The sequence below is a fragment of the Streptomyces sp. NPDC047061 genome (assembly GCF_040643955.1).
Classification (GTDB): domain Bacteria; phylum Actinomycetota; class Actinomycetes; order Streptomycetales; family Streptomycetaceae; genus Streptomyces.
In genome coordinates, this window is sequence record NZ_JBEYVI010000009.1 from 75,938 (window position 1) to 95,833 (window position 19,896).

The 19,896-nt window shown below is 71.9% G+C and carries 20 protein-coding genes; 11 read left to right on the plus strand and 9 right to left on the minus strand.

All coding sequences use genetic code 11. The features are described 5' to 3' along the window. Positions 1-4: 4 nt before the first annotated feature. Positions 5-1,024: a cation diffusion facilitator family transporter gene (locus ABZ887_RS16055; protein ID WP_361288864.1), complete on the plus strand. Its 1,020-nt coding sequence runs from the start codon at positions 5-7 to the stop codon at positions 1,022-1,024. A 146-nt stretch (positions 1,025-1,170) separates the two neighbouring features. Beyond that, positions 1,171-1,506, plus strand: a complete 336-nt coding sequence (locus ABZ887_RS16060; protein WP_361288867.1) for a hypothetical protein — start codon at positions 1,171-1,173, stop codon at positions 1,504-1,506. 88 nt (positions 1,507-1,594) lie between these two features. Here the strand turns inward: ABZ887_RS16060 and ABZ887_RS16065 are convergent, their stop codons facing one another. Both ABZ887_RS16065 and ABZ887_RS16070 read right to left on the minus strand, forming a co-directional pair. Next, positions 1,595-2,383 carry a phosphatase gene (locus ABZ887_RS16065; protein WP_361288870.1) on the minus strand — a complete coding sequence of 263 codons (789 nt, stop codon included), beginning with the start codon at positions 2,381-2,383 and terminating at the stop codon, positions 1,595-1,597. 65 nt (positions 2,384-2,448) lie between these two features. Continuing rightward, positions 2,449-3,978, minus strand: a complete 1,530-nt coding sequence (locus tag ABZ887_RS16070) for a PucR family transcriptional regulator ligand-binding domain-containing protein (protein ID WP_361288873.1) — start codon at positions 3,976-3,978, stop codon at positions 2,449-2,451. Between the two features lie 124 nt (positions 3,979-4,102). On the opposite strand from ABZ887_RS16070, the gene ABZ887_RS16075 reads away from it, so the two are divergent. From ABZ887_RS16075 to ABZ887_RS16085, 3 genes are all read left to right on the plus strand, one after another. Further along, positions 4,103-4,744, plus strand: a complete 642-nt coding sequence (locus tag ABZ887_RS16075) for a hypothetical protein (RefSeq protein WP_361288876.1) — start codon at positions 4,103-4,105, stop codon at positions 4,742-4,744. Between the two features lie 66 nt (positions 4,745-4,810). Then, positions 4,811-5,779, plus strand: a complete 969-nt coding sequence (speB, locus tag ABZ887_RS16080) for an agmatinase (protein WP_361288879.1) — start codon at positions 4,811-4,813, stop codon at positions 5,777-5,779. Continuing rightward, positions 5,776-7,461, plus strand: a complete 1,686-nt coding sequence (locus ABZ887_RS16085) for a thiamine pyrophosphate-binding protein (RefSeq protein ID WP_361288882.1) — start codon at positions 5,776-5,778, stop codon at positions 7,459-7,461. The genes speB and ABZ887_RS16085 overlap by 4 nt, the downstream gene beginning before the upstream one ends. A 7-nt stretch (positions 7,462-7,468) precedes the next feature. On the opposite strand, the gene ABZ887_RS16090 is transcribed toward ABZ887_RS16085, so the two are convergent. Beyond that, positions 7,469-8,455 carry a winged helix-turn-helix domain-containing protein gene (locus tag ABZ887_RS16090; protein ID WP_361288885.1) on the minus strand — a complete coding sequence of 329 codons (987 nt, stop codon included), beginning with the start codon at positions 8,453-8,455 and terminating at the stop codon, positions 7,469-7,471. A gap of 274 nt (positions 8,456-8,729) precedes the next feature. On the opposite strand from ABZ887_RS16090, the gene ABZ887_RS16095 reads away from it, so the two are divergent. Both ABZ887_RS16095 and ABZ887_RS16100 read left to right on the plus strand, forming a co-directional pair. Then, positions 8,730-9,182 carry a hypothetical protein gene (locus tag ABZ887_RS16095; RefSeq protein WP_361288888.1) on the plus strand — a complete coding sequence of 151 codons (453 nt, stop codon included), beginning with the start codon at positions 8,730-8,732 and terminating at the stop codon, positions 9,180-9,182. Between the two features lie 64 nt (positions 9,183-9,246). Beyond that, complete coding sequence (locus ABZ887_RS16100) at positions 9,247-10,116, plus strand: hypothetical protein (RefSeq protein WP_361288891.1); 870 nt, start codon at positions 9,247-9,249, stop codon at positions 10,114-10,116. Positions 10,117-10,159: 43 nt separating this feature from the next. On the opposite strand, the gene ABZ887_RS16105 is transcribed toward ABZ887_RS16100, so the two are convergent. The 3 genes from ABZ887_RS16105 to ABZ887_RS16115 form a co-directional block, all read right to left on the minus strand. After that, entirely contained in the window at positions 10,160-10,513 is a 354-nt protein-coding gene (locus tag ABZ887_RS16105) for a peptidase inhibitor family I36 protein (RefSeq protein WP_361288894.1), read from the minus strand. A gap of 137 nt (positions 10,514-10,650) precedes the next feature. Next, positions 10,651-11,457 carry an endonuclease gene (locus ABZ887_RS16110; protein WP_361288897.1) on the minus strand — a complete coding sequence of 269 codons (807 nt, stop codon included), beginning with the start codon at positions 11,455-11,457 and terminating at the stop codon, positions 10,651-10,653. Positions 11,458-11,591: 134 nt separating this feature from the next. Beyond that, positions 11,592-13,904: a glycosyltransferase family 39 protein gene (locus ABZ887_RS16115; protein ID WP_361289308.1), complete on the minus strand. Its 2,313-nt coding sequence runs from the start codon at positions 13,902-13,904 to the stop codon at positions 11,592-11,594. Between the two features lie 193 nt (positions 13,905-14,097). On the opposite strand from ABZ887_RS16115, the gene ABZ887_RS16120 reads away from it, so the two are divergent. Next, positions 14,098-14,883 (plus strand): calcium-binding protein, encoded by a 786-nt coding sequence (locus tag ABZ887_RS16120; protein WP_361288900.1) that lies wholly within the window; start codon positions 14,098-14,100, stop codon positions 14,881-14,883. A 78-nt stretch (positions 14,884-14,961) separates the two neighbouring features. Here the strand turns inward: ABZ887_RS16120 and ABZ887_RS16125 are convergent, their stop codons facing one another. Together ABZ887_RS16125 and ABZ887_RS16130 are read right to left on the minus strand one after the other, a co-directional pair. Then, positions 14,962-16,017, minus strand: a complete 1,056-nt coding sequence (locus tag ABZ887_RS16125) for an esterase-like activity of phytase family protein (RefSeq protein WP_361288903.1) — start codon at positions 16,015-16,017, stop codon at positions 14,962-14,964. 89 nt (positions 16,018-16,106) lie between these two features. After that, positions 16,107-16,952 carry a serine hydrolase gene (locus tag ABZ887_RS16130; RefSeq protein WP_361288906.1) on the minus strand — a complete coding sequence of 282 codons (846 nt, stop codon included), beginning with the start codon at positions 16,950-16,952 and terminating at the stop codon, positions 16,107-16,109. Positions 16,953-17,066: 114 nt separating this feature from the next. On the opposite strand from ABZ887_RS16130, the gene ABZ887_RS16135 reads away from it, so the two are divergent. From ABZ887_RS16135 to ABZ887_RS16145, 3 genes are read left to right on the plus strand one after another with little or no spacing between them, the layout of a single operon-like run. Further along, positions 17,067-17,588, plus strand: coding sequence for a hypothetical protein (locus tag ABZ887_RS16135; RefSeq protein WP_361288909.1), 522 nt, complete (start codon positions 17,067-17,069; stop codon positions 17,586-17,588). 9 nt (positions 17,589-17,597) lie between these two features. Then, positions 17,598-17,852, plus strand: a complete 255-nt coding sequence (locus tag ABZ887_RS16140; protein WP_361289311.1) for a Scr1 family TA system antitoxin-like transcriptional regulator — start codon at positions 17,598-17,600, stop codon at positions 17,850-17,852. Next, positions 17,845-18,057, plus strand: coding sequence for a DUF397 domain-containing protein (locus ABZ887_RS16145; protein ID WP_361288912.1), 213 nt, complete (start codon positions 17,845-17,847; stop codon positions 18,055-18,057). The genes ABZ887_RS16140 and ABZ887_RS16145 overlap by 8 nt, the downstream gene beginning before the upstream one ends. Here the strand turns inward: ABZ887_RS16145 and ABZ887_RS16150 are convergent. Further along, a complete protein-coding gene (locus ABZ887_RS16150; protein WP_361288915.1) occupies positions 18,054-19,781 on the minus strand; it encodes an MOSC and FAD-binding oxidoreductase domain-containing protein in 1,728 nt (575 codons plus the stop codon). The genes ABZ887_RS16145 and ABZ887_RS16150 overlap by 4 nt on opposite strands. Between the last annotated feature and the right edge of the window lie 115 nt (positions 19,782-19,896).

The window sequence follows — 19,896 nt, forward strand, 5'->3', positions numbered from 1 at the left end:
GGGCATGGCCCAAGTCGAACACCTCGAACAGACCCCGCAGGGCGGCGGCGAGAGCACCATGACGGTGATCGTCGCCGCCGTCGCCAACCTCGGGATCGCGCTCGCCAAGGCGGTCGCCGGAGTCGTCAGCGGCTCCAGCGCGATGCTCTCCGAGGCGGCGCACTCGGTCGCCGACACCGTCACCGAGCTGCTGCTGCTCACCGCCCTCAAGCGCAGCGAGAAACCCGCCGACGAGGAGCATCCGCTGGGCTACGGCCCCGAGCGGTACATCTGGGCCATGCTCGCCGCCGTCGCCACCTTCGTCGGGGGCGCGGTCTTCTCCCTCTACGACGGCATCCACACCCTGGTGGTCGGGGAGAAGCCGGGCGACCCGCTGGTGTCGTACATCGTGCTCGCCGTCGCCTTCGTGCTGGAGGGCTTCTCGCTGCGCACCGGGCTCAGGCAGGCGCGCGGGGAGGCGGCCCGCTTCAAGGCGCCGTTCAAGCTGTACCTCCGGCACACCCCGGACACCGCCGTGAAGGCCGTGGTGATGGAGGACTCGGCCGCGCTCGTCGGGCTGGTGCTCGCGGCCGGCGGCCTGCTCGGCGGCCAGCTGACCGGCTCGGGCCTCTGGGACGGCCTCGCCTCCCTCCTCATCGGCCTGCTCCTGCTGTACGTCGCCTGGGTGCTGGGCCGGTCCAACGCCGAGCTGCTCATCGGGCGGCCGCTGCCGAAGCCCGTGCGGGAGCGGATCCGGGCGGAGCTGCTGAAGTCCGAGCACATCGTGGCCGTACTGGAGCTGACCACGCTGGTGCAGGGCCCGGAGGAGGCACTGGTCGCCGCCAAGGTGGACTTCCGGGACGTGTCGACGGCGGCCGAGATCGAGTGGGCCTGCGAGCGGGCCGAGCACCGGCTGCGCGCCGCGTTCCCGGCGATCGGCCGGGTGTACCTGGACCCCACTCCGGGGCCGGCCGCGGGATCGGCTCCGGGGTCCGACCCGGGATCGGCTCCGGGGTCGGCTCAAGAGCCGGCTTCGGGCCGGTGACCTCGCAGGATCACGGGCGGTGACCACCCGACATGCCGCCCGTCGTGTCCGGATTTAAGCTCTATGAGTGAAATGCCGCACAGTGCATGTGCCGCATAGCGGACGTGCCGCGTAGCGGACGGAAGTCCGGCAGAAAGGTATTTCCCATGCGAGTACAGCGCGCGAGGCGCATCGCGGCGATGTCCGCCGCCGGCCTGCTGCTGGCCGGTGGAGCCGCGATCGGCGCCGCGGGAACCGCTTCGGCGGCCCCCGCCTCCACTCATCAGAGCGTCGTCACCGGTGGCGGCGGCTACGGCGGCTGCAACGGCTTCCGGGGCGGCTTCAACAACTGCCGTTACGGCTACGGCAACTACGGGTACGGGTACTACCCCGTCGCCGTCGCCGTCGTCCCCGTCGTGGTCGTCCCCACCGTCGGGTACGGGGTGGCCGGCTTCGGCGGCCTGGGCTACGGCGGCCTCGGCTTCGGCGGCCTCGGGTTCTGAGCGACCGCCGTCAGCACACCAGGGAATCAGGGTCTAGGACCAGGCCACGATGTGCGGCTCCCGCTCCCGGGGGCCGCACATCGGCCGGTCAGGCCAGTCCCGCCCCGGCCAGCAGATACGCGGTCAGCGGGTCGTAGTACCGCGGGCTGAGCACATGGTCGTCCAGCGGTACGGCCACCTGGAGGGTGCCCTCCGACTCGGCGAGGAACAGCGCCGGGTCGTTGCAGTCCGCGTACCCGACCGAGTCCAGGCCCACCTGCGCCGCGTAGCCCGCCCAGCCGTGGTCGGCGACGACCAGGTCCGGCAGCGGGCGGCCCTCGCGTTCGAGTCCGCCCAGAATGGCCTTCATCGGCTCCCCGGAGTGCGTGTGCCACAGCGTCGCACCGTGCTCCAGGACCGCCACGTCGGCGAACTGCATGACGTATCCCTCGTCCGTCTGCAGGCCGTCCGGGATGACCACGATCTCGCAGCCCGCGGTGCGCAGCGCGGCCGCCGTCGCCCGGTGCACGTCCAGCAGACCGCCCGGGTGACCGGTCGCGAACAGCACCCGCTGCCGCCCCTCGGCCGCCTTGCGCAGCCGCGCCGCCAGCCGGTCCAGGCCGTCCACGGTCAGCTCCGGGTCGATGGTGTCCTGGCCGTACCGGTACTCGGGGTCGTCGTTCACCCCGACCCGCTCGGCCATCACGGCCAGCACGTCCTGCTCGTCGGTCCAGCGGTCGCCGAGTTCCAGTCCCAGCCACCAGTTGCGCTCGCCGTTGGCCAGCTTGCGGTAGTGGAGCAGGTTGTTCTCGCGGGGCGTGGCGACATCGCCCGCGATACGGGTCTTCACAAGGTGCTCTACGAGCTCGGCGCGGCTGGGCGTCCCGGGTATCGGCATGGCTCCATTGTGAGGCAGCGCACTGCGCGATTTCCCTGCGTATCGCCCGCTGGGACGTGCGTCACTCAGTCCTGCCGCAGCGCGAACCACAGCTCCATCCGCACGTCCGGGTCGTCGAGTTCGACGCCGAGGAGCTCCGCGGAGCGGGCGATGCGGTGCCGCACGGTGTTGCGGTGGACGGCCAGGGCGACCGCCGTACGGTCCCAACTGCCGTGCAGGGAGAGCCAGGTGCGCAGCGTCTCGGTGAGGGCGGGGCGCTCCGCGAGGGGACCGAGGAGGGCGCGGGCGTGGGCCTGCGCTTCTTCCCTCGGGACGAGTTCGGCCAGGCCGGGGCGGCTGCCGTGCCTCACCAGCGAGGTGCGGGTCGCTCGCGCTCGGGCGATGGCGCGTGCCGCTTGGGTGCCGGCGAGGGCCAGCTGTTGTGCGGGTACGGGGGCGCTGACGCCGAGGGTCCAGCCGGGCTGTGGGTGAGGGGTTTGGTCGGCGGGGACGAGGACCTGGACGATGTCCCCTACGGGGTCGATGAGGGGTGAGCCGAGTGCGGCGCCCAGCGCGGTGGCGGCGAGGAGGTCGGGCGGGTGCGGGTGCTTGGGGGCTGGTCGCGCAGTTCCCCGCGCCCCTGAGTAGGGAAGGTCGCGTTGGCTGTCAGAGCAGGCATGTACGACGAACCAGTTGTCGTCCCCGCCCAGTAGGGGTGCCACCTCCTCCGGGCTGCCGCCCAGCAGGAGTCGTACGAGTGCTGACGTGCGGGCCGCGCCCGAGCCGCTCTGTTGTTCGCCGGTGAGGAGGGTGAGGAGGACCGTGGCCACCGAGGTGATGGTGTGGTCGCCCGGTTCGCGGGTCGGGGTGGCCACGCCGAGTGCGAAGCCGGTGCTGAGGGTGTAGGCCGCGAGGTGGGTGCCGGCGGTGGCGTGGGTGGCGGAGGTGGGGGTGCCGGGGCCCGACGGCCGTACGACCTCCGTCAGCTCGGCCAGTGCGGCGCGGACCGGTGTCTCCGGTTCCCGGCCCGCCGACGCGATCTCCGTGCCCTCCGGGCCGTACAGGGCCGCCCAGCCGGCCACCCGCTGGGCCAGCTGGCGCAGGACCGACGGGACCGGGTCGGGGCGGCCCGCGGCGGCCGCGAGGCTCTGCTGGGCCTCGGTGACGCGGCGCAGCTCGGCGAGGCGGGCCTGGGCCATCAGCTGCCAGACCGCGCGGGCGACCGCGGTGAACGTGGTCTGCGGCGGGACCTCGACGAGCGGGAGGCCGTAGGTGTCGCAGGCCTCGACCAGGGCACGCGGGACCGTGTCGTGCACGGGGGCCACCCCGAAGCCGAGGGCCGCGCCGCCCGCCGCCACGATCCGCCCGACGTAGTCGTCGAAGTAGGTGCCCGAGCCCGCCGCCTCCGGGATGTGCACCCCGGCGCTCAGCAGCAGCTCCCCGCCCAGCAGGTACGGGTACGGGTCGGCCATCTCCGAGGTGTGCACCCAGTGGATCACCAGGGCGGGGCCGGACGGCCCGGCGATCAGGCGCAGGGCGAGGTCCTCCCGGGCCAGCAGGGCCGCGAGGGGCACGGCGGGCGTCGGTGGCGTGGGGGGAAGCGCAGGGTCCGGCACGGTGTGCGTTTCCTCCGTCCGGTACGGCTCGAATGGATGAAACGTACACTTCGCAGCCGCTTCCCGGCCACCTAGTGTCGGTGTCCGTCACCCGCCGGCGAGACCCCCAGCGAAGGAGGGCCCTGTGGCCGTCGACTACGCAGTGATCGTGATCTATCTGGCAGGCATGCTGGCCATGGGCTGGTGGGGCATGCGCCGCGCCAGGTCCAAGAGCGACTTCCTGGTGGCCGGACGCCGGCTCGGGCCCGTCATGTACTCCGGCACCATGGCCGCGATCGTCCTCGGCGGCGCGTCCACCATCGGCGGGGTCGGACTGGGGTACCAGTACGGGCTGTCCGGCGCCTGGATGGTGTTCACCATCGGCCTGGGCCTGCTCGCCCTCATCCTGGTCATGGGGGTCGGGGTGATCGGCACGGCCATCGCCCTCAACGACGTCGTCGAGGCGCTGACCGTGGCGTACAACCTGCTCGTCGGCGGTCTCCTCGTCCCGATCCTCGGCGGGCTGCTGTGGAAGCGCGGCACGGTCCAGGGCGCCCTCGCCGCCGTGGTCGTCGGCGGCCTCGCGGTGATCGGCCTGATGGCGGGCTACGGCATCCTCGCCAACGAGCCGGTCTACTACGGCCTGCTCTCCTCCCTCGTCGCCTATGTCGCCGTCTCCCTGGCGACGCGGCCGACCGACGCGGCCGTGCTGGCGAACTGGCGGGAGCGGCTCGCGGGCCGGGGCACCCCCGAACTCGTGTCCGAACCGGTTCCGGCCCACCAGTAGAGTCGTAGCAGAAGCAGTGCATAGCGGTACGTACGCGATGAAGCGTAGGAAAGAAGGCACCCCCTCATGAGCGGCAACGAGACGCCCCGCGGCCCCGTCGACTCCTCCCGCATACCGCGGTACGCCGGTCCCGCGACCTTCGCCCGGCTGCCCCGCCTCGACGAGGTCGGCCGCGCCGACGTCGCGGTGGTGGGCGTGCCGTTCGACTCGGGCGTCTCGTACCGGCCGGGCGCCCGCTTCGGCGGCAACGCCATCCGCGAGGCGTCCCGGCTGCTGCGCCCCTACAACCCGGCACAGGACGCCTCCCCCTTCGCGCTGGCGCAGGTGGCGGACGGCGGGGACATCGCCGTCAACCCGTTCAACATCAACGAGGCCGTCGAGACCATCGAGGCGGCCGCGGACGATCTCCTCGGCACCGGCGCCCGGCTGATGACCCTCGGCGGCGACCACACCATCGCGCTGCCGCTGCTGCGCTCGGTCGCGAAGAAGCACGGGCCGGTCGCGCTGCTCCACTTCGACGCCCACCTCGACACCTGGGACACCTACTTCGGCGCCGAGTACACGCACGGCACCCCGTTCCGGCGGGCGGTGGAGGAGGGGATCCTGGACACCTCCGCCCTCTCGCACGTGGGCACCCGCGGGCCGCTGTACGGCAAGCAGGACCTGACCGACGACGAGAAGCTGGGCTTCGGCATCGTGACCTCGGCGGACATCTACCGCCGGGGCGCCGACGAGGTGGCCGACCAGCTGCGGCAGCGCATCGGCGACCGCCCGCTCTACATCTCCATCGACATCGACTGCCTTGACCCGGCGCACGCCCCGGGCACCGGCACGCCCGAGGCGGGTGGTATGACGTCCAGGGAGCTCCTGGAGATCCTGCGCGGGCTCTCCTCCTGCAACCTCGTCTCGGCGGACGTCGTCGAGGTGGCCCCCGCGTACGACCACGCCGAGATCACCTCGGTGGCGGCCTCGCACACGGCGTACGAACTGACCACGATCATGACCCGACAGATTGCCGAGGCGCGCGCGAAGTGACCCACGACCACGACCTGGTGCTCCGCCCGACCGAGGCGCAGACGGCCGCAGCCCTGAACCCGCCCGCCGGCCGCAACGGCGGGGACCTGGTCGTGGAGACCCTGGCCGGGCTCGGCGCGACCACCGTCTTCGGGCTGCCCGGCCAGCACGCCCTCGGCATGTTCGACGCCCTGCGCCGCTCCTCGCTGCGCTATGTCGGCCTGCGGGTGGAGAACAACGCGGGCTTCGCGGCGGACGCCTACGGCAGGATCACCGGCGAGGCGGCCCCGCTGCTCCTGTCGACCGGCCCCGGCGCGCTGACCTCGCTGGCCGCGCTGCACGAGGCGGCCTCCGCCGCCGCCCCGGTGCTGGCGATCAGCAGCCAGATCCCCACCGCGGGCCTCGGCGGCGGCCGCCACGGCTACCTGCACGAACTCCCGGACCAGGCCGCCTCGTTCCGGGGCGTGGTGAAGTCGGTCCACACCGTCCGCACCCAGTCGCAGATCCCGTCCGCGCTCGCGGCGGCCTGGAAGTCGGCGCTGACCGCCCCGCACGGCCCGGTGTGGGTGGAGATCCCGCAGGACGTGCTCCTCGCCGAGACCGCGCTGCCCGTGGTGACGGCGGTGGACGCGACCCCGGACGAACTCCCCCCGCGCCCCGAACTGACCGCGGTGGCCGCCGACCTGCTGTCCCGTGCCGCCCGTCCGGCGATCATCGCGGGCGGCGGGGTGGTCCGCGCGGACGCCTCCGGCAAACTGCGGCAGCTGGCCGAGACGCTGAACGCCCCGGTCGTCACCACCTTCGGCGGCAAGGGCGCGTTCCCCTGGAACCACCCGCTCTCCCTCCAGTCCTGGCTGGAGGACCGGCACACCACCGACTTCCTGGAGGACGCGGACGTCCTGCTCGTCGTCGGCTCGGGACTCGGCGAACTCTCCTCGAACTACCACACGTTCAAGCCGCGCGGCCGGGTCGTCCAGATCGAGGCGGACCTCGGCAAGCTGGAGTCCAACCACCCGGCCCTCGGCATCCACGCGGACGCCCGCCTCGCGCTCCAGGCGCTCCTGGAGACGGTGACCCCGCGCGAGGACGACGAGGCGGCGGACCGGGTACGGACCGTGCTCGACCGGGTCGCCGCCCGCATCGCCGCCCAGGAACTCACCCTGGAACAGGAGGTGCTGGCGTCGGTCCGGCGCGCCCTGCCGGCCGGCTCCCCGTCCTTCTGGGACATGACGATCCTGGCGTACTGGGCCTGGTCGGCGTTCGACGCCCAGGCGCCGAACCTCATGCACTCCGCCCAGGGCTCGGGCGGCCTCGGCTACGGCTTCCCGGCGGCGCTGGGCGCGGCGGCCGCCGACCCGACCCGCCCGGTGCTCGCGGTCTCCGGCGACGGCGGCGCCCTCTACTCCGTCGCCGAGCTGGCGACGGCCCGGCAGCACGACCTCCCGGTCACCTGGCTGATCGTCGACGACGGCGGCTACGGCATCCTGCGCGAGTACATGACCGGCGCCTTCGGCGAGGCCACGGCGACGGAACTGGCCCGCCCCGACTACGTGGCCCTGGCCGAGTCCTTCGGCGTCCCGGCCGTACGGACGACCCCGGAGACCCTGGAGACGGACCTGGCGAAGGCCCTCGCCGCTCCCGGTCCCTCGGTGGTCGTCCTCCCGGCCCTGCTGCGGATGTTCGCGCCGACGCACCTGGGCTGACCGCGGCTCAGGAGACCGGGGTCGCCGGCTGCTCCGCGCCCTGCAGCAGGGCGGCCCCGAGCGGGGTGAGCGTGTGCAGGACGCTCGTGCCGTACCGGAGGCTGCTGATGAGCCCCGCGTCCCGCAGGGCCGTGAGGTGCTCGCTCACCGTGGGCGCCGACACCCCGGCCAGCCGGGCCAGTTCGCCGGTGGTCGAGCCAGGCGCGATGCCGCGCAGCACCCGGGCCCGGGTCCGGCCGAGCAGCGCGCCGAGCGGCCGGCCCACGGCGGCCGGCCGGGTCTCGCGCAGCAGGGAGTAGACCAGCACGGGCGGCAGCGCCGAGTCGGCCAGCGCGATCGGCGGGCCCCAGCAGAAGTACGACGGCACGAGCAGGAGCCCGCGTCCGCCGAGCCTGAGGTCCCGGTCCTCCGCCGGATAGTGCACGTGGAGCACCGGGGCCTCCCAGCGCATCTGCGGCCCCAGCCCGCCCAGCAGCCCGTCCACGCCGTCGGCCAGCAGCACCCGCCCCCGGACCGAGCGGTCCGCCTCCACCCGGGCCAGCGCCCGCTCCCGGTAGGGCGCCACGGCGACCTCGTGGTACCGCCGCAGGGCGCCCGCCAGGTCCTGACGTGTCCCGCGGTCCACGAGGCGCGATGCCCATGGCGGCGCCCCCACCGACCTGAAGCGCGCCACCTCCCGGCGGACCCGGTCGGCGGGGGTGTCCACGATCGCCGCCAGACCGGCCGCGAGGCCCTGCGCGCCTTCCGGCGGGGTCAGGAAGTCCGGGAAGTACGCGGATCTGGGGAAGAGCGGCACCAGGAAGTGGCGTAAGGCCGCCTCCAGACCCTCGTCCGCCAGCCGGCCGCGGGTGGTCCGGTACCACTCCGCGTGAGCGCTGCGCCCCTGCTGGGTCTGCAACCGGTGCAGGCTCAGGGCGATCTCCCAGAGCGGATCCGGCTCGGACGCCAGCCGGGTGCGGGCCAGATCGGCCTCGGTGAAATGGATGCGCAGCACGACGGTCCCCCCGTCCGGCCGCAGCACGGCGGCCGCCCCCCTGATTCCGGCCAGTTGTGGCCGGACCGAGTCATCATGGCCGCCACCGGACTCGGCTGACAACACCTGTCACGGGCGTTATTCGGACATGTGTCCGTTCACTGGTGAATCGCAGGTTGTGCCGGACTTACGGCGTTGACCTGGGCTTTTCGGCTGTGACCGCAAGGCATGGGAAAGCGGCTGATGTGCTGCCAGTGTTGTTCGGGCCACCTGAGACCGACATGAAAGGAATGTCATGTCTATGACACCACTGTCCAGATGGGCCCGGTCGCGCAGGGCGTTCGCCGCCACGGCCGCACTGGCCGCGGGGCTCGCCGTCGGCGGCGTCGTCACGGCGTCGCCCGCGTCGGCCGGTACCAACTGCGCCGGCGGCTACCACTGTGTGTTCTGGTCCAGCTTCAGCAGCGCGCGGCACTCGTACTTCAACAGCGACAGCAACTTCACGAACGACACCTTCAACGACACGACGTACGGCAGCAGCGGCTCCGGTACGACGGTCAACGACAACGCCTGGTCCGCCAGCAACTCCAGCACCGGCGGCTACTACTCCAGGTACTACCTGGACATCAACAACGGCGGCGGCATGCTCTTCTGCGTCAAGCCGGGCAGCCAGGTCGAGGAGCTGTCGGCCGCGCTGTCGGCCAGTTCCCTCTCGCTGACCACCTCGAACCCGGGCGGCTGCTACTGACCCGCGCTCCGTCACGGATCCGGCGGCTCGCCGCCGGATCCACCGCGCCGGGAGGAGGAAGACCTTGGTAACCCGTAAGACAGCCGCACTCGCGACCGCCGTGGTCGTCGTCGCCTGCGCCGCCTGGGTGTACGCCGACCGGTCCGGCCCGGCCGCGACCGCCGGCCTGCAGCATGCGACGGACACCGCCGAACTCAGTGCCCGCCTGCCCTTCTATCCCGTCCTGCACGCGCCCAGCGAGCGGCAGTGGCGGATCGCCGAGGCGGAACGGCGGCTGGCCGTCCGGTGCATGGCCGCCCACGGCCACCGGTACACCCCGGCCGAGATCCCCCGGCCGGGCACCGCCGACGCGGACCACCCGCTGCCGTTCGGCCTGGAATCGCCGACCGCCGCCACCGCGAGTCCCGGGCCGTCCGCGTCGGAACAGCGGGAGAGCAAGGCCTTCCTCGCCGCGCTCTACGGCCCCGACGACCGTCGTATCTCCGCCCGGGGCAGGACCATCAAGGTGTCCTGGCCGGCCGAGGGCTGCCAGGCCGAGGCCGAGAAGCGGCTGCTGGGCAGCGAGCGCCTGCGGTGGCTCCGGACGACCATCCAGCTCGGCGAGGGCGAACAACAGGCCCGCAAGGACCTGGACAAGGATCCGGCCTTCCGCGCGGCCGACGTCCGCTGGGCGCGCTGCATGCGGGCCGCCGGGGTCGAGACGGACGACCCGGTCAACCTGCTCGACAGCCTGCCCCGCGACACCGACTTCGCGACCAACCCCGTGGCCAGGGCCGACCTCCGCTGCAAGTCCGACACCGGCTACCTGCGCACGGCCTACGCCAGACTGGCCGTCGTCCAGCGCGCCTGGCTCGACGCGCACCCCGCGACCCTCACGGCCTGGCGGTCCCTGATGCAGCGCCAGGACGCAGTCGCGCGGGACGTGCTCGGGTGAGGGCGGCTCGGGCGCCGTCCCCGGACCGGCCCGCCCCGGCGGGTCAGCAGGCGCCCGCCCCCACCCCGTCGATGCGGCCGCCGAAGTCGCCGAGGTACTGGGAGCGCCAGTCGCCGTTGAAGACGTCGCGCTTCTCGGTGGGGGACCGGTTGACGAGGCAGGCGCGGGTGGAGGCGACGAAGGAGCCGACGTGGTCGTGGAGGCTCGGCGGCATGTCGCGGTAGCCGCTGCGGGCCGTCCACTCCCAGTAGGAGCCGCCGAAGCCCTCCCCGCTCCAGAAGCACACCGACCCGTCGGGACAGGAGGGGGCGGCCGCGTGCGCGGAGGCGCTCTGCGCGGGGACGACGAGTGCGGTCAGGGCGAGGGCGGCGGCGAGGGACCAGGAACGCAGCTTCACGGGGCTCTCCGGAAAGGGAGTTGGGGACGCCCCGGCGGAACTGCCGGGGCGCCCCCATGCTGCTGGGCGGTCACGCGGACACGCCCGAGCCCAAGATCGACTTCACCTGTGTGAGGTAAGTAGTACGACCGGCTCCCCTACCAGATCGCGTCCACCCACTCCGGGTGGTCGATGAACGGGTTCCGGTTGTGCTGGTAGGTGTCGTAGATGACCTGGTTGCGGTTCTCCTCGAAGGAGTCCGGCGGGTCCTCGTCGTTCCACTGCTTGAGGACCGAGAGCTTGCCGATGTACGGGGTGGAGCCGTTGCCGACCTTGTCGTCGGGCTCCAGGTTCGCGAACCCGTCGTCGCCCTCGTAGCGGACGGCCATGTACAGGATCATGCGGGCCACGTCGCCCTTGACCGCGTCGCGGGGCTCGAAGGAGTCCGAGTCGACCTTGCTGCCGCCGCTGTTGGTGAAGGTGGAGCCGCCCTCGTCGAAGTCGAGGTTGCCGCGCTTGCCGTTGACCGCCACGTCCTCGGGACGGATGTGGTGCAGGTCCGTGCCCGGGCCGGTGGACGTGGTGAGGTCGCCGTGCGAGATCGCCCACACGTGCTCACGGTTCCAGTCGCCGCTGTCACCGCCGTTGAGGGACTTGCTGCGCGAGATGCCCGAGTACAGCAGGATCACGTTGCTGCTGTTGTTCGGGTCCTGGTCGGTCTTCTTCAGGGCGTCCCAGAGGGCCGAGTACGACAGCTTGGTGACGTTCGCGCTGATGATCGTGTGCAGGGACGACTTGAGGCTCGTCCCCGTCTTGCCGATCGCGTTCTTGTAGTACGTCGAGTCGTACGCGGTCGTGGTCGCGGCGGCCGGGGTCGCCGTCAGCGCGGGGGCGGTGAGGCCCACCAGGACGGCTGCGGTCGTCAGGGCCACCGACTTCCAGCGCCGGATGTGTGTCGCCAGCATAAAGAGTTTCCCATCTACGCGGGTTGACGAGGCGGCAAGAAGGAGGGTGACATGAACATGAGGACGCGCAGGTAAACGCGACGTAAAAAAAGGCCCCCGACCGTGCGGTCGGGGGCCTCGGTGCTGCCGGTGCGTCAGCTGACGTCCGACGGGTCCAGCCGGTAGAGGGACGAGGTGGTCGACTGCGTCGAAGAGGTCGAGCCCGACGACGAGTTCGAGGAGGAGCTCGTCGAGGACGAGCTCGAACCGGAGCTCTTGCTGTACGCGCTCTCCTTCACCGCCGTGCCGTTCTTCTCCACCCAGGAGGTGACCTGGGAGCTGACGCTGTCGGTGCCGCCCTGGCCGCCGCCCATGCCGCCGCCGAGCTGGATGTAGTGCAGCTTGCCCGCCTTCACCAGCTCCTTGAGCTTGGCGACGGTCATCGCGTTGTCCTGGCCGGTGAAGCCCCACATGGAGATGACGGGTTCGTTCGAGCTCAGCTCGATCTGCGCCGAGGACTGGGAGTTGGAGACCGCGAGCAGCCAGGTGGCGCCGTCCTTGTGCTTCTTCAGGTAGGCGATCAGGTCGCTGCTCACGCTGCCGCCCATGCCGCCACCGCCGGGCGCGCCGCCGCCGCGGCTGGTGCCGCCGGTGCCGGTGCCGCCGCCGGGCAGTTCACCGGTGCCGCCGCTCGGCAGCTCGCCGGTGCCGCCGCCGGGCGTCATCTGCCCGCCGCCGCTGCCGCCCGGGGCCTGACCGCTGGGTGCCTGACCGCCGGGTGCCTGGCCGTTCGTACCGGTGCCGCCGCCCGGGGCCTCGCCGTTCATGCCGCCCGGGAAGCCGCCGCCGGCCTCGGTGTTCTGCCCGCCCTGCTCGGTGCCGCCGCCCGGGAAACCGCCCCGGTTGCCGCCGCCACCGCCGGGTCCGCCGCCGAAGCCGCTGCCCGTCGAGGGGCCCGCGGTCGGGTTCGTACCGCCCATGCCGCCGCCGGCCGAGCTGCCGAACGGATCGGCCGCCGCGTACGCCGTCGGGCCGGCAAGGGCCGCGATCACGGCCGCCGCCACGGAGGCCGTCAGCAGCCGGGCCCGGTTGCCGGAGCGGAAGACCAGCATGCCCGCGATGCCGGCCACGGTCAGGACCGCGATCGTCGGCCACAGCCAGGTGTTCCAGTCGGAGGCCCGGCGCAGCAGCACGATCGCCCAGATGCCGGTGACGCCGAAGGCGGCCGGGAGCACCCAGATCCACCGCTTGTCGGTGCGGAACGCCTCCAGCAGCATCGCGCCACCGCCGCCGCACAGCACCGCGATGCCCGGGGCGAGCGCGGTCGTGTAGTACGGGTGCATGGTGCCCTGCGCGGTCGCGAAGATCACGTAGTGCAGCAGGGTCCAGCCGCCCCAGAGGACCAGCGCCATCCGCTTCAGGTCGGTGCGCGGGGCGCGGCCGCACAGCACCAGACCGCCGACGAGCGCGATCGCCGAGAAGGGGAGCAGCCAGGAGATCTGGCCGCCGAGGATGTCGTTGAACATCCGGCCGAGGCCCGCGGAGCCGGAGAAGCCGCCGCCTCCGCCACCGCCCCCGCCGTTGCCCTCGCCGCCGAAGACGCGGCCGAGACCGTCGTACCCCATGATCAGGTCCCAGGCGGAGCCGTCCGTGGAGCCGCCGATGTACGGCCGGTCGGAGGCCGGGACCAGGGAGACGGCGATCGCCCACCAGAAGCTGGAGACGGCCAGCACGACCGCTGCCAGGGCCAGGTTGACGGCGCGCTTCGCCCAGGTGGCCTTCGACGCGTACAGGTAGAGCGCGAAGACGGCGGGGAGCGCGATCCAGCCCGCGAGCAGCTTGGTGTTGAAGGCGAGACCGAAGCAGGCCGCCGCGCCGAGCAGCGGGAGCAGCTTCTCGTCACGGGTGGCGCGGAAGGCGAGCGCCGCGCCCGCCACCATGAGGAAGACGAGGATGGTGTCCGGGTTGTTGTCGCGGTTGATGGCGACGGTGATGGGGGTGAGCGCCAGTACCAGCGCGGCGACGGTCGCCGCCCCGTGTCCCCACACCCGCTTCACGGTGGAGTGCAGGATCCAGATCGTGGCGAGCGCGACCACGACCTCGGGCGCCATCATCTGCCAGGTGCCGAAGCCGAAGATGCGGCAGGACAGGCCCATGACCATGAGCGCGAACGGCGGTTTGTCGACGGTCAGGAAGTTGCCGGGGTCCAGGGAGCCGAAGAACCAGGCCTTCCAGCTCTTCGTACCGGCCCAGATCGCGCCGCTGTAGAAGGTGTTCATGTTGGAACCGGAGAGGTTCCAGGAGTAGAGCACCGCCGCCAGGATCAGGATCGCGATCAGCGCGGGGAGCGACCAGCGCGGTGCCTTGTCCGGCAGGGGAGCCGCAGGGGTCGCCGCGGGCGTCGCCGTGGGCGGGCCCCAGTCGGGGGACACGGGCGGGTGGGGGGTGGGATCGGTGGCAGATGTCACCATCCCACCATGCGGGCGGCCGATGGGCGCGGGCTGTGCCGATCCTGGGGGCAGGCTGTGCGTGGGTGAGATGTGGGTAAGAAGCGCCCGGGGTCGCTCCCCCTCGGTAATCAAGTGGTAAACCGTTGGCCAAAGCCGTAGTCTCCCGGTGCTCGATCAGACTGATCGAACAGAGACTTCCGGGGGGATGTCCATGCGCGCGACCACGCGCCTCGCCCTGCTCAGCACCAGCGCCGCACTCGTCGCCACCGCGACCTGTGCCACCGTCGCCCAGGCGACGGACGGCGGAGCGGGCAACATCACGATCGACAAGGTCGTCGTCAACGGCGGCAAGCCCGTCGTGGTCGGTACCACCAAGATGGTGTCCGCCAAGGTCTCCGTGACCGCGTCCGACGATTCGGGCATCGCCGAGACCACGTACATCTACGCCGTCGGCCCGAAGCCGAACTACGCGCAGATCTGGTACGACGACGGCGACATCACCTGCGTCAAGGTGAGCGCCATCACGTCGACCTGCACCGGCACGCTGACCTTCGACCCGCAGGCGGCGACGGGCTTCGTCGACAACACCGCGGCGGCCACCTGGAACCTCTCCACCCTGGTCTCCGCCAACGACCACGACTACATCCACCGGGACGCGGCCACCACGTTCAAGGTGCAGCGTCAGTCGTCGCTGACGGTCAACGCCGCGCCGGAGCCGGTGAAGAAGGGCAGGACCCTCACGGTCACCGGCAAGCTCTCCCGGGCCAGCTGGGACGACAACAAGTCCCACGGCTACGCCGGCCAGTCGGTCAAGCTGCAGTTCCGCAAGAAGGGCAGCAGCACCTACACGACGGTGAAGACCGTCAGCACCAGCTCGACGGGCACCCTCAAGACGACCGTCACCGCCGCCCGTGACGGCTGGTTCCGCTACAGCTTCGGCGGTACGGCGACGACCGCACCGTCCACCGCGACCGGCGACTACGTGGACGTCCGCTAGGGGCTGTCCGGCGCGTGCCTGACACCGGGGGCCGCTCCTGCCCATGGCGGGAGCGGCCCCCGGTGGTGTGCCGGCGGGTCAGTGCACCCGCACCGACAGCCGGTAGAACCGCGTGGTCTGCGCCGGGTTCTGGTTGTCGTCGCTGACCAGGAGGACCTTGTACGCGCCCTTCGAGCGGCCGGTGACGACCATGCCCTCGATGTTGTCGAGGAGCGGGTTGGGCTGCGGCTGCTTGGCCGTGGCACCGAGCGAGGGGCAGCTCGCGACGTCCGTGAGCAGGGTCTTCTTTATCAGCCGTACGCCTGCCTGCCCGGTGAGGTTCTCGATGCCGCTGGTGTCCGTGGCGCGGTGCGGGTCGGCCAGGTACAGGCGGACGGTGTTGCCGACGCCGGAGGTGAAGCCGCGCTCCAGGACGAGGAGGCGGCCGTCGGGCAGCGCCTGCACCTCGGGGACGCCGAGGATCGGGTCGTCGGTGCGGTAGGCGTACTGGGCCGACAGCTTGAAGTGGTCGTCCTTCGTCCGCGTCCAGGTCTGGAAGCGGACGATCCCGGCGGTGTCGCCGGCGATGGCGTACTCCATCGACGCCAGCAGGGTGCGGCCACCGTTGAGGAGGGTCAGGCCCTCGAAGGTCTGGTTGGTGGTGGCCCGCCCGGCCGGGGACACCAGTAGCGACGACGGCACGGGGAGCCGGTCCAGGATCTTGCCGTCCGCCGAGTAACGGCGGATGGACGGCTCGGTCTCGGAGGTGATCAGGCGGGTGCCGTCGCGGTCCACGACCAGGCCCTCGGAGTCGAGCGCGGCGCCGTTCTCGTCGGCGAGCCCGACGACCGACTTCGGCGCGAGCGTCTTCGCGTCCAGGTCGAAGAGGTAGGACCGGTCGGCGAGAGCGGCCAGGGATCCGTCCTTGTCCACGGCGAGCGCGGAGAGGTTGCCGACGAAGTAGCCGCCGAAGGTCGTCTTGTCGAGGGCGTCGGAGAAGCCGTCGAGGGAGACCGAGGACGAACAGGCGTGAGCGGAAGCGGTGTTGGCCGAGTCGGTGCCGCTCACGACGGCGTTGGCGGACCCGGTGGCGGACAGACAGGTGGCCGCCGCCAGGCCGGCGGTGACGGTGGCGAGTACGGTTCGCAGGCGCATGGCGGTCACCGTAGGGGGGATCGGTGACGGGGTGGAGACCGCCCCGTGAAGGACAGGGGCGATTTCCGGCCGCCGTGGACTCTTCGGACTCAGGAGGCCGCGAGGTCCTTGTGGACGACCTTCGCGACGGCCTGGATGGTGTTGATGCCGTAGCTCATGGTGCTGTTGTCCTGCGTCAGCACGGTCATCTGGTAGTCGTGGCCGCCGCCGGTGAACGTGCCGAGGCTGTGCACCCGCCAGCCGTGCGTGGCCCGCTGCAGCCAGCCGTTCTTGACGTGCACGGAGACACCGGACGGGGCGCCGTACGGGGTGCCCCAGCGCTGGGACGAGATGACCTGCCCCATCAGCTTCAGGATGTAGGCGCGCGAACTGTCACTCAGCACCGTGTTCTTGGCGGTGACGAGCGCGAGCAGCTTCTGCTCGTCGTGCACGTCGATCTGGGTCAGGCCCCAGTAGCCGTCGGCACCCGGGGTGGTCTGCGTCATCCCGGCGGCGCTCAGGAAACCCTTGATCTTCGTCAGGCCGAGCTGCTTCCAGAGTTTGCTGGTCGCGTCGTTGTCCGACTGCGTGATCATGGCCTTGGCGAGCGACTGCTCGGTGGCCGTCAGGGACCGGTTGTGCTTCTTCGCGTCCCACAGCAGCGTGGCGAGGACGGTCACCTTGACCGTGCTGGCCGAGTCGTAGTGGGTGGTGGACCGGAGGGTGCACGTCGTCTTCGTCGAACGGTCGTACAGCCCGACGGCGATCGTCCCCTTGCGGTTCGCGATGGCCGCGGTGATGTCCTTCTTCAGCTTCGTGGCGAGTGCCGCCTTGGACGACGTGCAGCTGACGGTGGGCGTGGCGGCCGAGGCGGGCGCGGCGACGGTCACGCCGGCTATGAGAAAGCCGGTGCCGAGAGCGGTGGCGACCAGTCCTCTCCTTCGTCTGTGAGTCATACCCGTCTTGACACACGGGTTCGCGCGAATGGTTGTACGAGCGGTCAGGGCTTTAAGGAACCGTCACCTGGTCCGACCTCCGCCCGGCCCCACCCGTGCCCGAGTATGGGGTCCATGAGAACCCCGAGTGCGCCGGCCGCTGCGATATCCGCGGCCGTGGTCGCGCTGTTCGCCGCCGCCGGCTGCAGCAGCGGCTCCGGCCGCGCCGCACCCGCCCCCGCGACCTCGTCGCCCGTTCCCGCCCCCGCGACGGCGACGCCGGCCGCCGACACCAGGACATCGGACTCCGTCACCAAGGCCCCGGCGTTCCCCGACGGCGAGGTCGTCGCCCAGGCGGCGAACGCCACCGGAGGCCGGGAGATGGACATCAAAGGCGGCGTCGGGAGCGGCACCCTGTCCGTCCAGGTGCACTGCGAGGGCAAGGGCAAACTGACCGTCACGGTCGAACCGCTGGGCTTCAGCTTCCCGTTCGACTGTGTCGCCGGCCGGGTCAACACCATCGACAACGAGACGAACATGAACGGCGGCGCGGCGCGCCCCCACACGCCGGGCACGGTGCGGGTGACCGCGACGGCGGGCGTCCGGTGGGCGATCACCGTCGGCCGCCGGGACGCGTCCGGTCGGTCGGATTCCTAGGCTGGACGTATCCGCTTCCCTGCGCTGCCGTTTGCAGTGGGACTTCATCCCTTGCTGGACGGCACGCTCAGGCTCATGTGGTTCGACGACCAGCCGCCACTGGCGTACACCGAGGGGCACGGGACGGGAAAGGTGCACGATTCCCCGTCCGTGGTCCGCGAGTTGCAGCATCGCTACGATCTTGCGCTGAGCGATGCAAGGCCGTTGGACGAGTCACTGGCTCTGCTCAGGGCTACGGCGAAGGAGTACAGGCACCATGACTGACCGGGCCATATCCGATGCTTCCGCACTGAACGGCTGGCGCAGGTCGACGTACAGCAGCCCCAACGCTGACAACTGTCTGGAAGTCCTCGACGCCCACCCCTCCGGCATCCCCGTCCGGGATTCCAAGCACCCCCACGGCCCCGCCGTGATCTTCGCGCCCGCGGCATGGCTTCCGTTCGTCGCGGCCGTGAAAGTCACCCCCTAGAGATCGAGGACGACCTCCGTCGCCGGTGTGGTGCAGCAGACCAACGCCGTGCCCGGCTCGGGGAGTTCGAGGGGTGGGGTGGTGTAGGTGACGTCGCCGGTCAGCAGGGGGGTGACGCAGGTGTGGCAGACGCCGGTGCGGCAGGACCAGCGGGTGGGGATGTCGCAGGCCTCGGCGAGTTCGAGGAGCGAGGCGTGGGCGGCTGACCACGGGGTGGTGATGCCGGTGCGGGCGAAGGTGACCAGGGGGCCCGTGCCCGCTGGGCCGGGCGGCTGGTGCGGGCGCACCACGGCGGTGGCGGTGACGCCGGGGTTGACCGCGGCGACCGCGCCGAACCGCTCCGTGCGGATCCGCTCGGGGCGCAGGCCGAGTTCGCGCAGGTGGCCGGAGAGGTCGTCCATGAAGGCGGTCGGCCCGCAGAGGTAGGCGTCGGCGTCGGCGGGGATGCCCAGGGCGGTGAGGGAGGCGGCGGTCGGGCGGCCCGGGGTGACGCGGTCGTCGCCGGGCGGCGGCGTTTCCGAGGTGCAGTGGGTGTAGTGGATGTGCTCGCGGGCGTGGGGGAGTCGCGCCAGGAGGGCGTGGGCCTCGTCGGCGAAGGCGTGGTGGGCGCGGTCGCGGGCGGTGTGGATCCACCAGACGGGGCGTGGGTCCCGTACGGCTGCCAGCCGGTGGAGCATGGCGAGCACGGGAGTGACGCCGATGCCCGCCGAGAGGAGGGCGACCGGGCCGGTGCCCTCTTCGAGTACGAACGTTCCGCGCGGGCCGGCGACGTCCACGAGGTCCCCGGTGCGGAGCCGGGTGTGGATGTAGCCGCTGACCTTGCCGCGGGGCTCGTGTTTGACGCTGATGCGGTAGGCGCTGTCCGTGGGTGCGGTGGACAGGGAGTAGCTGCGTACGGCGCGGGCGGTGCCGTCGACGGCGAGGCGCAGGGAGAGGTACTGGCCGGGGCGGGCCTCGGCCAGGGGCGTGCCGTCGGTGGTGCCGAGGTGGACCGAGGAGACGTCGGGGGTCTCGGGGACGATGCGGGTGACACGGAGGGGCCTGAAGCCCGGCGGCCCCGACCCCGCCTCGGGACCGGACTGCCCGGCGGCGGCGAGTTCGCGGAAGGACTGCTGCCAGCCGGGGCTGAGGGCGGGGATGTCCAGGGCGGTGCGCAGCTTCGCGGGGTCGCGGCCGGGCAGGTAGAGCAGCGCGTCGGTGTCGGCGACGCTGAGCTCTCCCGGGCCCCGGCGGGTGCGGGTGATCCCGTCACCGGCCTGGACCCGTCCCTCGGTGATCACCCGCAGGTAGAAGCCCGGACGGTGGTGGGCGACCAGGAGCGAGGCCATGGCGGGCTCGCCCAGCCGCATGCCGACGCGGTAGCAGGTGACGCGGGGCTGGGTCACCTCGAACTCGGCTTCGCCGATGCGGTACCGGTCGCCGATGCACACCTCGTCGTCGGGCAGGCCGTCGACGGTGAAGTTCTCCCCGAACATCCCGAAGTCCAGGTCGTCGCGGCCGAGCCGCTCGCGCCAGTACCGGTACGACTCCAGCTGGTAGACGAGGACGGCCCGGATCTCCCCGCCGTGCCCGGCCAGGTCGCCCTGACCGTCTCCGTCCACGTTCAGCCGCCGCACCATACGGCGGCCGGGCACGGGCGACTTCCACGCCCCGGTGCGGACGGTTCTGCCCTGCCAGGAGACGTCCTTGGGCATCCCCACGTTGACGGACAGCAACCTCGCCATGCGGACCTCCAGTGGCGGCCGGTCCCGCCGGGCTCCCCTGCCACGCATCCTCGTGCCTGCACCGGGAATCCGCGAACGGAGGCACGGGGCGGGCGCGCCGGGCCGGTCCCGGACA

What these genes read in the sequence shown, in the direction of transcription:
- ABZ887_RS16060 (WP_361288867.1), top strand. Translation starts at nt 1,171, where the DNA reads ATGCGAGTACAGCGCGCGAGGCGCATCGCGGCGATGTCCGCCGCCGGC.
- ABZ887_RS16150 (WP_361288915.1), bottom strand. Translation starts at nt 19,781, where the DNA reads ATGGCGAGGTTGCTGTCCGTCAACGTGGGGATGCCCAAGGACGTCTCC.
- ABZ887_RS16055 (WP_361288864.1), top strand. Translation starts at nt 5, where the DNA reads ATGGCCCAAGTCGAACACCTCGAACAGACCCCGCAGGGCGGCGGCGAG.
- ABZ887_RS16130 (WP_361288906.1), bottom strand. Translation starts at nt 16,952, where the DNA reads ATGACTCACAGACGAAGGAGAGGACTGGTCGCCACCGCTCTCGGCACC.
- ABZ887_RS16065 (WP_361288870.1), bottom strand. Translation starts at nt 2,383, where the DNA reads ATGCCGATACCCGGGACGCCCAGCCGCGCCGAGCTCGTAGAGCACCTT.
- ABZ887_RS16145 (WP_361288912.1), top strand. Translation starts at nt 17,845, where the DNA reads ATGACTGACCGGGCCATATCCGATGCTTCCGCACTGAACGGCTGGCGC.
- speB (WP_361288879.1), top strand. Translation starts at nt 4,811, where the DNA reads ATGAGCGGCAACGAGACGCCCCGCGGCCCCGTCGACTCCTCCCGCATA.
- ABZ887_RS16135 (WP_361288909.1), top strand. Translation starts at nt 17,067, where the DNA reads ATGAGAACCCCGAGTGCGCCGGCCGCTGCGATATCCGCGGCCGTGGTC.
- ABZ887_RS16125 (WP_361288903.1), bottom strand. Translation starts at nt 16,017, where the DNA reads ATGCGCCTGCGAACCGTACTCGCCACCGTCACCGCCGGCCTGGCGGCG.
- ABZ887_RS16110 (WP_361288897.1), bottom strand. Translation starts at nt 11,457, where the DNA reads ATGCTGGCGACACACATCCGGCGCTGGAAGTCGGTGGCCCTGACGACC.
- ABZ887_RS16095 (WP_361288888.1), top strand. Translation starts at nt 8,730, where the DNA reads ATGTCTATGACACCACTGTCCAGATGGGCCCGGTCGCGCAGGGCGTTC.
- ABZ887_RS16120 (WP_361288900.1), top strand. Translation starts at nt 14,098, where the DNA reads ATGCGCGCGACCACGCGCCTCGCCCTGCTCAGCACCAGCGCCGCACTC.